The organism is Sorangium sp. So ce176, assembly GCF_051519835.1.
GTDB lineage: Bacteria > Myxococcota_A > Polyangia > Polyangiales > Polyangiaceae > Sorangium > Sorangium cellulosum_G.
Window position 1 is genome coordinate 9,439,207 of the sequence record NZ_CP150371.1, and the last position, 12,408, is coordinate 9,451,614.

At 69.4% G+C, this 12,408-nt stretch carries 9 protein-coding genes; 4 read left to right on the forward strand and 5 right to left on the reverse strand.

Annotation, left to right across the window (positions count from 1 at the left end; translation table 11 throughout):
- Positions 1-30 precede the first annotated feature (30 nt).
- Entirely contained in the window at positions 31-1,353 is a 1,323-nt protein-coding gene (locus WMF42_RS35675) for a hypothetical protein (protein ID WP_061611113.1), read from the reverse strand.
- Between the two features lie 97 nt (positions 1,354-1,450).
- Here WMF42_RS35675 and WMF42_RS35680 point away from each other — a divergent pair, with 97 nt between their 5' ends.
- Together WMF42_RS35680 and WMF42_RS35685 are read left to right on the forward strand one after the other, a co-directional pair.
- Positions 1,451-2,440 (forward strand): diacylglycerol/lipid kinase family protein, encoded by a 990-nt coding sequence (locus WMF42_RS35680; RefSeq protein WP_437687514.1) that lies wholly within the window; start codon positions 1,451-1,453, stop codon positions 2,438-2,440.
- A 197-nt stretch (positions 2,441-2,637) separates the two neighbouring features.
- Positions 2,638-3,522 (forward strand): acyl-CoA desaturase, encoded by an 885-nt coding sequence (locus WMF42_RS35685; protein WP_063815917.1) that lies wholly within the window; start codon positions 2,638-2,640, stop codon positions 3,520-3,522.
- A 192-nt stretch (positions 3,523-3,714) separates the two neighbouring features.
- Here WMF42_RS35685 and WMF42_RS35690 read toward each other — a convergent pair whose 3' ends face one another.
- Positions 3,715-5,400: a CTP synthase gene (locus WMF42_RS35690; protein ID WP_061611112.1), complete on the reverse strand. Its 1,686-nt coding sequence runs from the start codon at positions 5,398-5,400 to the stop codon at positions 3,715-3,717.
- Positions 5,401-5,875: 475 nt separating this feature from the next.
- On the opposite strand from WMF42_RS35690, the gene WMF42_RS35695 reads away from it, so the two are divergent.
- Positions 5,876-6,775, forward strand: coding sequence for a fumarylacetoacetate hydrolase family protein (locus WMF42_RS35695; protein WP_061611111.1), 900 nt, complete (start codon positions 5,876-5,878; stop codon positions 6,773-6,775).
- 37 nt (positions 6,776-6,812) lie between these two features.
- Here WMF42_RS35695 and WMF42_RS35700 read toward each other — a convergent pair whose 3' ends face one another.
- Together WMF42_RS35700 and WMF42_RS35705 are read right to left on the reverse strand one after the other, a co-directional pair.
- The gene (locus tag WMF42_RS35700) at positions 6,813-7,295 is read right to left on the reverse strand and encodes a hypothetical protein (protein ID WP_437687517.1); all 483 of its coding nucleotides are present in this window, start codon (positions 7,293-7,295) and stop codon (positions 6,813-6,815) included.
- On the reverse strand, positions 7,292-7,810 hold the full coding sequence (locus WMF42_RS35705) for a hypothetical protein (RefSeq protein ID WP_061611109.1): 519 nt from the start codon (positions 7,808-7,810) through the stop codon (positions 7,292-7,294). The genes WMF42_RS35700 and WMF42_RS35705 overlap by 4 nt, the downstream gene beginning before the upstream one ends.
- A gap of 148 nt (positions 7,811-7,958) precedes the next feature.
- Between WMF42_RS35705 and dacB the strand changes: the two genes are divergently transcribed.
- Entirely contained in the window at positions 7,959-9,551 is a 1,593-nt protein-coding gene (gene dacB / locus WMF42_RS35710; RefSeq protein WP_437687519.1) for a D-alanyl-D-alanine carboxypeptidase/D-alanyl-D-alanine endopeptidase, read from the forward strand.
- A gap of 150 nt (positions 9,552-9,701) precedes the next feature.
- Here the strand turns inward: dacB and WMF42_RS35715 are convergent, their stop codons facing one another.
- Positions 9,702-11,186 (reverse strand): sigma-70 family RNA polymerase sigma factor, encoded by a 1,485-nt coding sequence (locus WMF42_RS35715; protein ID WP_199694032.1) that lies wholly within the window; start codon positions 11,184-11,186, stop codon positions 9,702-9,704.
- Between the last annotated feature and the right edge of the window lie 1,222 nt (positions 11,187-12,408).

A 12,408-nucleotide genomic window follows, 5' to 3' on the forward strand; every position in this document is an offset into this window, starting at 1 on the left:
GCCTCGATTCGACCGAGTCATCGGCTGCGATCACGAGGCGCCGAGGATGGCGCAGGCCACCGAGGTCCTGACCCGGGGATCGGCGTCGGCGAGGAGCAAGGCGGCGCGAGGGAGCTCGCCGAGCTCGACCAGGCCGGTCCCGGCCGCCTCGCGCACCGGGATCTCGCGGGACCGGAGATCGCGCTCGAGGAGCGGCGCCGCCGCACGGACGCCGGCGCGGGCGAGGGCTCCCCGCGCGAGCACCGCGCGCGTCGAGGTCCCTGACGCGAGCCTCATCAGCCATGCGACAGCGGCGGCGCGCTCGCGCGCCGCGACGATCCCCGGAGAGGCATCGATGTGGCGGGCATGAACGGCGAAGACAACGGCCTCATCGGGATCACCCTGCGCCTCGATGAGCGCGGTCCGCACCGCTGGGTCCTCGAGCGGCGCGGAGCGGATGGCGTAGATGCGATCCCTGCTCTGGCCCGTGCGGATGGCGCTGAGGAGCACGGAGACCGCTTCCCCGGCCCCCTCGCCTCCCGCGCGCACCAGGGCCCGCGCGGCGGCGATCGCGGGCGCGCCGCGCTGGGTGGAGATCGCCCAGAGGAGCTGCGCACGGCCCCCGGCGTCGATCGCGCGCGGGGCGGCCCACGCCTCGGCGATCGCTTCGCGCCCCGGCTCATCGGAGAGGGCCCAGAGATCTCGCAAGGCCAGCACGATCTCTCGCCCGCCGAGCGCGCCGGCGGCGCGGACCGCGATCGTCCGCGCGAGCGGGTACGGGTCGAGCCGCGCCGCCTCGAGCAGCGCGCTCCGGTCGTTCGGGTCTGCTGCCGAGATGGCAGCGCGGAGCGCTGCCAGGCGCACTTCCTGATCAGCATCCAGCATCCGAGCGCGGCGCAGCGCGCCGTCCTCGGCCGCGACGAGCGCCCGCGTCTCCAGCGCGCGGAGCGCTGCGCTCTTCGCAGGGTCTCTCCCCGGCCCCGCCTCGCGTGCGTACCGCTTCGCGCTCTCCGGATCCGTGAGCCCTGCCTCGAGGAGGATCATCGCTGCGGCCGTCGCGACGGCATCCGAGCCCGCGGCGCGCTCGTCGAGCGCATCCTCCAGGGGCCGCGCGCATGTCCGGAGCTCGCGCACCCGATCGACCCCGGACGGCGGCGTCGCGCGGGCGATCTCCCCCTCGGCGAGGGCGCGGGCGATCGCGCGCGCGTCGTCGCTGTCCAGCGCGCCGCGGCGCAGCTCGTCGATCATGGCGCGGCGCAGCTCGTCGAACCTGCCCGCCTCGGCTGCGCGCACCGACGCCGAGCTCGCGCAGCCCGCGACCGCGGCGAGCGAGAAGAGGCCGGCGAGGATCGACCCGGAGAGCACGCGGTACATGGGGCGCCTCTTAGCGCGCCGATGTTCGCGTTCGAAGCCCCTTCGGCTCGACCACCCGGGGAATCCGGTTTATACGGCGCGCTCGCGTCCCGGCACCATGCGTATCGACGTCATCGTCAACACCACAGCGCGCCGGTACCGGGCGAGGCCCTCGCTCATCGATCGCATGGCGGCCGCCTGCGCCGGCGCGGCGGAGCTCCACCCCACCGCGAGCGTCGCGGAGCTCGCGGAGGTCTGTAACCGGATCGCGCAGCGAGGCACAAGCCTCGTCGCGCTCTCCGGCGGGGACGGCAGCTTCATGGCGGGCGTCACGGCCCTCGCCCGCGCGTTCGGCGAGAGCTCGTTGCCCCCGCTTGCCCTGTTGCCAGGCGGAACCGTGGCGACGGTCGCGCGCAACTGGGGCATGCTCGGCGATCCGGCGGTGCTCCTCGCGCGGATCGTCCGCGAGCACCGCGATCTCCACGGCGGCGCCGCCGGCCGTGGAACGATCCGTCGGCCCACCTTGCGCGCTCGCGCGACGACGCGCACAGGCGTCGAGGAGCGCATCGGCTTCATCTTCGGCACCGGCCTCGTGGCCAGCTTCTTCGATGTCTACTACGAGCGCGGAGGCGACGGATACGGCGCCGCGGCGCGCATCGTGGCGCGGGTGTTCGTCGAGTCCTTTTACGGCGGCGCCTGCGCGCGTCGCGTCCTCGACCCGCTACCGTGCACGATCGAGGTGGAGGGGCGGCAGCTCGCTCCTCGCGCCTGGTCGCTGATCTGCTCGTCCGCGGTGCGCGACCTCGGTCTCCACATGCGGGTCACCTACCGCGCCGGTGAGGACCTCGACCGCCCGCACCTCGTCGCGAGCGCCCTGCCGCCTCGATCCCTGGGGCCGCGTGCCCCGCTCGTCCTCGCGGGCCGCCGGATCGGCGGCGAGGACCACTTCGACGACCTCGTCCGCACTTTCACCGTCCGATTTGGCGCCGAGGCCAGCGCGGCCTCGCCCGGCGAGGGCCCCTATATCCTCGACGGAGATCCCCTCCGGGCGAGCGAGCTCCGGATCTCCGCCGGGCCTTCCATCGACGTCCTGTCCCTGCGCTCCTGACGTCGCGCGCTCGTGCGTCACGCGCACCTGGGACGTCGCTGCGCTGGATGACCGAATCATGACGGTCGTCGTGAACCCCAGTGACGGGCATGCTCGATGCTCCATCCACCTTGGAAACCATGACGCAAGCCCGTCCATCGAGCCCTACACGAATCGTCGTACCGAAGCCTGGCCCGGGCTTGGGTCAGCTCTTCAACGTGCTGGGGATCACCGCCATCCACGTGGGCACGGTGGTCGCTTTCGTGCGGGGAGCCACCTGGAAGCTCGCGGCGCTCGCTGCGGCCACGTACTTCATCCGGATGTTCGCGATCACGGCGGTCTACCACCGGTACTTCTCGCACCGGAGCTACAAGACGAGCCGCGGCCTTCAGTTTTTGCTCGCGTTGCTCGGGACGACGGCGACGCAGAAGGGCCCGCTGTGGTGGGGGGGTACACACCGCATCCATCACAGGTACTCGGACACGGAGCGCGACGTTCACAGCCCGCTGCGCAAGGGGTTCTGGTACTCGCACATGGGCTGGTGGCTCAGCCGCGAGCACGAGGAGCTCGATCTGAAGCGCATCCCTGACTTCGCCGGGTTCCCCGAGCTCCGGTGGCTGGACCGGTACCACGTGGTCGGGCCGCTCGGCATGATCGCGCTGCTCTTCGCGGTGGGCGGCTACGACGCGTTCCTCTGGGGCTACGTCGTGTCGACGTGCGCGCTCATGCACGGCACGTTCACGATCAACTCCCTCGCGCACGTGTTTGGCTCGCGGCGTTACGCGACGACCGACACGAGCCGCAACAATTTCTGGCTGGCGCTGATCACCCTCGGCGAGGGCTGGCACAACAACCACCACCACTACATGAGCAGCGCGAACCAGGGCTTCTTCTGGTGGGAGATCGACGTCAGCTTCTACATCCTGCGCGGGATGGAAAAGCTCGGCCTCATCTGGGACCTCCGGACCGCACCGGCGCACGTCCTCCAGCGGAATCTCCTGAAGGAGGTCGGCGAGCGTTCGCCGCTCCTCGCCCCTCAAGCCGCGCCCACCGAGCCCCTCGACGCCCCGCCGCTGGGCCGGCCGAGCCTCGGCGACGTCTGACCCCCCGCAGCGTTCAGCCGCGATGATCCACGGACGGAAGCTGCAGGGCAGCTCTCGTCCGTAGGCGCTTGCAGCAGGCAAGCTCCACGACCGGCGACGACCCCACGCACATCTCGCCGTCAAGGCGGCGGCGAGGAATCCCTCAGGTCTCTGGCGGCCGCCAGGAATCCCTCAGGATCCTGGCGCGGGACGCTAGTTGACCGACGAGGCGGCTTGCTGGCTGTGAGCGGCGGCGGAGTCGCCGGGCTTCGGCTTCTCGGCCTTGTTGCGCTCGCGCTGGCGCTCCAGACCGGCGCGCACGAAGCGCGCGAAGAGCGGGTGCGCGTTATGGGGCCGGCTCTTGAACTCGGGGTGGAACTGACAGCCCACGAAGTACGGATGCTCGCGCAGCTCGATCATCTCGACGAGCCGCAGATCCGGCGACGTCCCGGACAGCACGAGCCCCTTCTGCGCCATCGCCTCACGGTACTTGTTGGCCACCTCGTACCGGTGCCGGTGACGCTCGCTGATGCTCGTCTGCCCGTACGCCTCGGCGGCGATCGACCCCTTCTCCAGCACGCACGGGTAAGCGCCGAGGCGCATCGTTCCACCCTTCTCGACGACACCCTTCTGATCGGGCATCAGATCGATCACCGGGTAGGCGGCGTTGCGGTCGAACTCCACGGAGTTCGCCCCCGCCATGCCGCAGACGTGCCGCGCGAATTCGACGACTGCGAGCTGCATGCCCAGGCAGATCCCGAAGAACGGGATCTTCTCCTCGCGCGCGTAGCGGATGGCCTCGATCTTCCCCTCGGTCCCGCGATCGCCGAAGCCGCCGGGCACCAGGATCGCGTCGAGGTTCGACAGCAGCTCGGGCGCACCTCGCGCCTCGATCTGTTCGGAGTCGATGTACTCGAGCTCGACGCGCACGTCGTTGTGGAGGCCGCCGTGGACGAGCGCCTCATGGAGCGACTTGTACGAGTCGCGCAGGTGCACGTACTTGCCGACGACGCCGATCTTCACGATGCCGCGGGACGGCTTCTTGAACCGCTCGACGATGCGTTGCCAGGGCGACAGGTCCGGCTGCCTCGCCCAGATGTTGAGCAGCTCCGTGATCTTCTCGTCGATGCCCTCTGCGTGGAGGACCAGCGGGAGCTCGTAGATGCAGTCGACGTCGACGGCCGCGATCACGCAGTCGACGGCGACGTTCGAGAACAGGGAGATCTTCTCCTTCATGCTGCGCGGGAGAGGCCGATCGCAACGGCAGAGAAGGATGTCCGGCTGGATGCCGATCTCGCGCATCTCCTTCACCGAGTGCTGGGTGGGCTTCGTCTTCAGCTCGCCCGCCGTCGCGATGAACGGCACGAGCGTGACGTGCACCGAGATCGCGTTCTGCGCGCCCGACTCCACCTTGAGCTGGCGGATCGCCTCGATGAACGGGAGCGACTCGATGTCGCCCACGGTGCCGCCGACCTCGACGATCGCCACGTCGGCCCCGTCCGCGGCAGAGCGGATGCGCAGCTTGATCTCGTCCGTGACGTGCGGGATCACCTGCACCGTCGCCCCGAGGTACTCGCCGCGGCGCTCCTTGGAGATGACCGCCTCGTAGACGCGGCCGGTCGTGAAGTTGTTCTGCCTGGACATCCGGGCGAGCGTGAAGCGCTCGTAGTGCCCGAGATCCAGATCGGTCTCCGCGCCGTCGTCGGTGACGAAGACCTCGCCGTGCTGGTACGGGGACATCGTGCCGGGATCGACATTGATGTACGGGTCCAGCTTCAGGTGGGTGACCTTCAACCCGCGGGACTCCATCAGCGCCCCGATCGAGGCCGCCGCCAGTCCCTTGCCGATCGACGATACGACTCCGCCTGTGACGAAGACGAATTTGGTCCGCTTGCTCATGACCCATCGCTCCGCTGCGCCGTGTGCGCGCCTGTAACCAGTTCCCCGACCGGCGCTCAAGAGGTGAGGCCGCCGAGGTTCGGCTGTCCACGGCAAATACCTTGCCCGGCTTACAAGCCGCACGGCCCCGTCAACAGGACCGAAGCCGGAGGAACCCCCGCGAGGAAGGCTCCCGCACCGGCAACAGAACCTGACCTGCCGTACGAGCCCGTCTGCAACCGGATGGGCCCACGGCAAGCCTGCGCGACGTGATGCCGCTCTGAATCCGCCGGCATTCTAGGCCGCTCTCCCCGCGCGTCAATGCAAAGGGCAATCCGATCTCGCGCCGGGCCGCGTCCCGCGGGAGCGCGGGCGGCTTCCAGGGAGCGGGCGCTGGCTGCGGCTCGCTGCCGCGTCAGGGCGCCGCGGGGACTTGCCGCCCCCTCGGGGAGCTTCGGCGGACCGGGGTGGTAAGCTCCGCTGGCGCTCCGCGACCATGAGAATCGCCCACGTTCTTCAGCTCGCGACGTCCACCCCGGTCGTCGCGCTGGAACGCGACGGCGCGCTGTACGATGTCGCGGAGCTCGAGCGCCAGTTCGGAACGAAGCTCGCCGACATCCCCGGCGTGTCGGACTTCCACACGCGCGTGGTGGCGCTCCGTTGCGCAGGGCTTCACGCGCTGGATGACCGGCTGCTCAGCGGAGATCGCCCCGCCGCGGCGCAGCTTCACCCGGACGCCATCCTGTGGTTGCCGCCCTGCGCCACCGACCGCGCAGCGTACATCCAGCTCGGCCCCTACGCGCGCGACGCAGCGCTCCCCTGGTACCGGTTCGGCAACAGCCGCGCGCTGCTCGGGCACGCCGCAGCGATCCCCTTCCCTGCGCTCGAGGACGAACCCGACTACGAGCTGAATCTGGCGGCGCTCCTTTGCGAGGATCTGAGGCGCGCTCCCCCGGAGGAAGTGGAGCGAGCGATCGCGGGCTACACCGTGCTGAACGACTGGACGGCGCGCAGCCTGCAGGCGCGGACGCTGGCGCGCGGGCTACCACCTTCAGAGGCGAAGGACTTCGCGACGCAGCTAGGCCCGGTGCTCGTCACGCCTGACGAGCTCGGCCCCGTCGAGGTGCTGCGGACCCAGGTCCGTGTCGACGCCGAGACGCGCTCCTGCTCGCGCATCGGCGAGTGGACGTTCTCGCTGCCGGAATCCATCGCGTACATCAGCAACCAGATCGAGCTGCGCGCAGGCGACGTCGTGGGAGCGGGCCTGGTCTTCGGCGGGAGCGCTGGCCGGCACGTGCCGTACGGCGCCAGCGTGGAGCTGATGATCGAGCGCGTCGGGCGCCTGACCGGCAAGCCGGTCCGCGGCCCAGCCTCGTTGCCGTGGCGCCGACCGTGAGCGTGAGCAGCGCGCCGGACGCGTGGTCCTTGGCGGATCAGAAGGTGCCGACGACGCCGACGCCCATGCCCGTCGCGGTGATGACGGGAGCCGCCAGCACCGTCAGCGCCGACGTGCTCGGAGGCTGCGCCGGGCGCGCCTCCGTGGTCATGAAGATGCCCTCGCCGACGAGCGCGAGGCCAGCGAGCTGCGCGAGCCCACCCACGACGGTGAGCGCTCCACGTACGTACAGCTTCGCTCCGCAGTCCGGCTCGTCCGGGGCGCAGCCGTTCTTGGCGAGCGCCATCCAGGGGCCGGCGATCGGGATCTTCAGCTCGCTCGACCCGGGCACCTCGGGCCACGACGTCGCGGCGAGGACCCCTGCACCGTAAGCGAGCGCCGTCACGGCCACCCCGCCGACGATGAGCTTCGGGCGCACCGACGACGGCGGGTACCGCGGAGGTGTCGTCTGCTCCTCCGCGCCGGCGGAAGGAGCGGCCAACGCGAGCGCAGCGGCGAGAGCGAGGGCCGGGCTCTTCATGGCTTCTTCGTGCTGGACGACGCGGAGCCGGCCTTCTTGGCCGGTAGCTTCACGGTGTACGGGACCTCGAGGGGATCGCCATCGAACGGCAGCACGATCTCCCCGACGAAGGCGCGCTTGACGCAGGACTCGGCGGGCGTCCCTGCGAATGGCGGTCCGACCAGCACGTCGGTCACGCGCCCCTTCTGGCCGTCGAAGACGACCTTGACCTCTCCCTCGCCGGTCGGCGCGCTGGGCACGACCTCGGCGCAGTTCGACGCCTTGTCTCCCCCGCGCCGCAGCGCGATCTCCATCTGCTTCTTCTGATCGGCGTTGAGACCGCCGCCGCTGTCCTGCGACGCGCTCGCCTCCGCTTCGGGGCTGTCCGTCTCGGCGGGCGCGGGCGCCGCCTCGTCGGAGGATGCCTGCTCGAAGTTGTAGTCTTCACCTGCCTGCTTGGGCTTGGCGCCCGAGCATGCTGCGGCCGCGAGGATGAGGAGCGGCAAGAGCGCACGGGTCGAGTGCTGCTGGGACACGGAGTCCTCCCTTCGAACAGAGCGTGAAAAGTGTCTGCGCGCACCCTAGCAAGCTCTCCTTTGCGAGGACAACCCCGAGCGCGCGTCCCGGGAGCGCTGCCGACCGGCGCCGAGCGGTCGACCGGATGAGGCGCCGGCGGCGGAGACGTTGTACAGCCGGAGAGCAGTTATGCCCCGAAGCTTCCGCTGGACCGTCTCCGTGGTCGCGCTCGCGCTCTCGTCGACCCTCGCCCGCCCGGGCGGCTCACAGCCGAGCGACGGCGATGCGCATGCCGCCGAGCGGACCGGCGCCGCGAGACCGGCGCAGGAATCGCCCGGAGGCGCGAGCGCGACGCCGTCGACCGTCGCCGCTCCCGAACCTCATCGCGTCGCCCCGGACCGCGCGCGGAAGCAGCTCGAGAAGCTCACCGCCGACGTGCATCGCTGGGGGGGGCGGGTCGGCGTGCTCGCGATCGACGTCGCCAGCGGGGCGACGCTCGCCGCCTTCGATGAGCGTGGCCTGTACAATCCCGCATCGAACGCGAAGCTGTTCACGGCAGCGGCCGCGCTGCGCCTGCTCGGGCCGAGCTACCGGTACCTGACCGGCCTTTACGGGGAGGCATCGAACGGAGCCGTCGCCGAGCTCGTGCTCCGAGGCTCGGGCGACCCGTCGCTCAGGACGCGCGATCTCTGGGAGATGGCGCGCGATCTGCGCGCGAGTGGCGTCCGCAAGGTCGCAGCGATCGCGGTCGACCAGGGCTACTTCGACGCGCGCTACGTGCCTCCAGCCTTCGAGCAGCAGCCGGAGGAGTGGGCGGCGTTCCGCGCTCCTGTCGCGGCGGCGTCGCTGAACGCGAACGCGGTGCTCTTCACGGTGCGTCCGTCGAAGACGGGCGAGGCCGCATCCGTAGCGATCGATCCCCCGGGCTTGACGGTGCTCCGTGGGAAGGTGGCCACCGCGAAGCGCGGTACACCGGAGAAGATCGGGATCCGACTCGAGCCGAGCGGCCAGCGCCTCGTCGTGCACCTCAGCGGCAGCATCCCGGAGGGTGGCCGCGCCGTGAGCGTGGCGAGGCGCGTCGATGATCCTCGCCTCGTCGCTGCGTATGCGCTCAGGGAAATGCTTCAGCAGGTCGGCGTCGAGATCTCCGGTGAGGTGCGGCTTGGCGGCGAGCACCAGAAACGGTTGCTCGTGGCCCACCGCTCGGCGCCTCTCGGCGAGCTGCTCCCTGCGCTCGGGAAGGACAGCGACAACTTCTACGCAGAGACGATCTTCAAGACGCTCGCCGCAGAGAGGCGCGGGCGCCCCGGCACGGCCGAGGCTGCGGCGGAGCTGGTCGGTGAGACCATCCGCGAGCTCGGCGCCACCCAGGAGGGCGTCGTCCTGCGGAACGGCTCCGGCCTGTTCGACGCGGCTCGCGCGTCGCCGGAGGCCATCGTCCGGCTGCTCCGTGCCGCGCTCCTCGATCCGTCGCTCGGCGCCGACTTCACCGCGCAGCTCGCGATCGGCGGCGTGGACGGGACCTTGCGCGGCCGCTTCCGCGGCTGGTCGAAGGAGCGCGCCATTCGCGCCAAGACAGGAACACTCGCCTCCGTCGCGGCCCTCTCCGGCTACATCCTCCCTCCGGCCGGCCGATCCCCGATCGCCTTCGCGGTGCTGGCCTCCGACGTCCCCGGGAAGATCGAGCCGGTGCGAAGGGCCATCGACGACTTCGTCGGTGCGCTCGCAGACGAGCTCTGGAAAGGAGCTCGCTCGCCTTGAGGACACGCGCGGCCCCAGGGCGACGGCCATCGCCCGCGATGAGCGTCCTCCGGATCGCGCCCCGCAGGAGATAGTGCATGAGGCGAAAGCAACGCGGCCGCGCAGCGTTACGCTGCGCGGCCGCATCATCGCGTCTGCTGCGTCCGTCGCTCAGTAATCGCGCATCTGCTTGCGGATCTTGCCGAGCGCCTGCTCCTGGAGCTGACGGATGCGCTCGCGCGACAGGTTGTACTTGTCGCCGATCTCCTTCAGCGTGAGCTCGTCCTCATCGTCGAGGCCGAAGCGCCAGCGGATGATCCGCGACTCGATCGGCGTGAGGGTGGTCAGAAGCCGGCGGACCTCGTCGCTCCACTTCCTGTTCGCCAGGTGATCGAACGGCGACAGCGCGTTCTCCTCCTGGAGGAAGTCGATGAACTTCCGCCCGTCCTCGTCGCCGACCGGCCGATCGAGGGAGAACGGCGTCTCTGCGTAGAAGTCCTTCACCTTGTCGAGCTTCTCGCGCGGGACGCCCGTCTCCTTCTCGAGCTCCTCGATCGTCGGCTCGTGCCCCGTGCGCGCGATGATCGCCTGCGTCGCCCGAGCCACGCGGTTGTACGTGTCGAGCATGTGGACCGGGATGCGAACCGCCCGCCCCTTGTCCGCCAGGGCGCGGCTGATCGCATGCCGGATCCACCAGGACGCGTAGGTCGAGAAGCGGTAGCCACGGCTGTGGTCGAAGCGCTCGACCGCCTTCATCAGCCCGATGTTGCCTTCCTGGATCAGGTCGATCAGCGGCAGGCGCCCGCGGTTGTAGCGACGCGCGATCGAGACGACGAGCCGCAGGTTGGCCTTCACGAAGCGGTTCTTCGCGTCGTGCTGCGCCTGGAAGCTCCGCTCGACCCGATCGAGGTAGCGGCGATACGAGCTGGACATCGGGAGCCTCGGCCGCGTGGGGCGGGTCTCCTCGGGATCGCTCACGTCGTCCTCGAAGTCCGGCTCGCGCACGAGATCGCGCGCGATGGTGAAGGCGCGCGCCATCCAGAGGCGATCCGAGTCCGGCAGGCGGACAGCCGCCGCGAGCTCCTCGGAGAACTGGGTCCACGGCTTTTCCTGCTCGGGCAGCAGCTTCCCCTTCTGCTTCTTCGCCGCGCGGACGAGCTTCTGCATCTCCGCGAGCTGCGGAGCCTTCACCTCATCCTCGCCGGCCTTGGCGACATCCTCCTCGAGCGCGGTGAGGATGTGCTCGGCCGCAGGCAGGTACGAGAGCAAAGCCACCCAGTGCTCCACCTCCGTGCGCTCGACCGCCCGGGCGGTGTCGAGCTCCTCGTCGGGGCCCATCACCGGATGCAGCGCCATGTCGCGGAAATAGCGGGCGAGCATCGAATCGCCGCCACCGTCCTCGACGTCCTTCAGCTCCCGATCCTGGTTCCTCGTCCGCTCGGGCTGCGGCAGCCGATCGAGCGGTCCGAGGTCCAGATCGATGAAGTCAGGCGCTCGATCCTCGTCGAGGATCTCCGCCGGACGGGGTCGCACGACGGTCTCCTCCGCCTGGTCGTCTTCCAGAAGGCCGAGGGCTGCGATTTCCGGCGTGGCCGTCCCACCCTGAGCGAGCGGGTCGCCCTTCACTACAGTGGCGTTGCTCTTGGTCGACCTCATGGCGGCTCCCTCCACGGTGGTAGCTCCTTGAAAGTGCGAGCGCGGCGACTGGCTGTCCCCGAATCCTTCGACCTCGGAGACCCCCGAATCGGTGGTCTGCGATGCCGCCCGCCGGGAAGCCGATGCTGTCTCGACCCCCTGCGGGCTCTTGGATGCCGCAGGCCGCGCAGAGGTACCCACAGCGGAGGCTTTGGCGTTTCTCCGCGCAGTTTCTGGACGGCGGGCGGTCGACGTGCTCATCTTGGTCTTTGTGTCGGCGTTCACTTCTAAACGGCTGACCTTGCGAGATTGAAATGCCTCGCCATCTTTTGACGGCGGGCGAGATGATTTCGTGCCAAACAGGGAGCTGGAGCTGACCGAAGGAGCCCCCGTTGAAATAGGCAACCGCTGGTGCTTTCTTTTGATTCCGGTCGAACTCTTCCCGCCAGAGGCGGGCTTGCTCTTGCAGAACAAGGTTCTCGAGCCAGCTCCCGGTGGCAGCCCAATTCTAGAAGCAAGAACAGTGCCCTTTTTGGCGTGCGTTCCGGTTTCTCCCGTTTGAGAGCTCGACCTGGGTGCGGTATGTAGACCGGGAGGCGCGGTCCGCGTCGTGTCGAGCGAAGTGTTTCGCTGGGACCGAGCCGAACTGCTTGGCTGGGTACGCTTTCGGGGACGCAACAACATCGGCAACCTGTCCTCCATGGGAGCACCTGGATTCCGCCAGCACCCCACGCCTCGGTGGAGCCGCCCTCGCGACGCAGGCAAGGGAATTCGCAATATTTTCCAGCGGATAGGGTGCTGAACCTGACTGCTGAGGCCGCTCTCTCACTGAGCTTCGATGTTTCCTGAACCTGGGCCTCCCGACGGCGATGTCGAGCCCTCACCCGACGGTCAAAGGCGGAGAAGGTTATTTTTCGCGAGAGATCGGCCTGGAAAGTTAGTATTTCCAGCCGTTAACTCAGGTTCGACGTAAGCCGCGGAGGGGGACGAGTCCGTGCAAACCGGCCAGGAGAGACCCTAGGCTCGCCAGGCCTCGGATGTGTGCGCGTGCCTTACAAGAGGCCCATCTGAACGGCCGGACGACCGAGTTCTTCAGGCTGGGTCGGAACTCACCCTGGCGTCGAGGTCATAGGGTGCCATCAAAGATGCGGCTCCGAGCGTGCAGGAAGTGCACACTGCGCATCTGTTTCGTACCCATTCGCCTCACCGGGCACATCGATGAAATTTCCAAGGTGAGCGATGG

What these genes read in the sequence shown, in the direction of transcription:
- WMF42_RS35675 (WP_061611113.1), bottom strand. Translation starts at nt 1,353, where the DNA reads ATGTACCGCGTGCTCTCCGGGTCGATCCTCGCCGGCCTCTTCTCGCTC.
- WMF42_RS35680 (WP_437687514.1), top strand. Translation starts at nt 1,451, where the DNA reads ATGCGTATCGACGTCATCGTCAACACCACAGCGCGCCGGTACCGGGCG.
- WMF42_RS35690 (WP_061611112.1), bottom strand. Translation starts at nt 5,400, where the DNA reads ATGAGCAAGCGGACCAAATTCGTCTTCGTCACAGGCGGAGTCGTATCG.
- WMF42_RS35695 (WP_061611111.1), top strand. Translation starts at nt 5,876, where the DNA reads ATGAGAATCGCCCACGTTCTTCAGCTCGCGACGTCCACCCCGGTCGTC.
- WMF42_RS35700 (WP_437687517.1), bottom strand. Translation starts at nt 7,295, where the DNA reads ATGAAGAGCCCGGCCCTCGCTCTCGCCGCTGCGCTCGCGTTGGCCGCT.
- WMF42_RS35715 (WP_199694032.1), bottom strand. Translation starts at nt 11,186, where the DNA reads ATGAGGTCGACCAAGAGCAACGCCACTGTAGTGAAGGGCGACCCGCTC.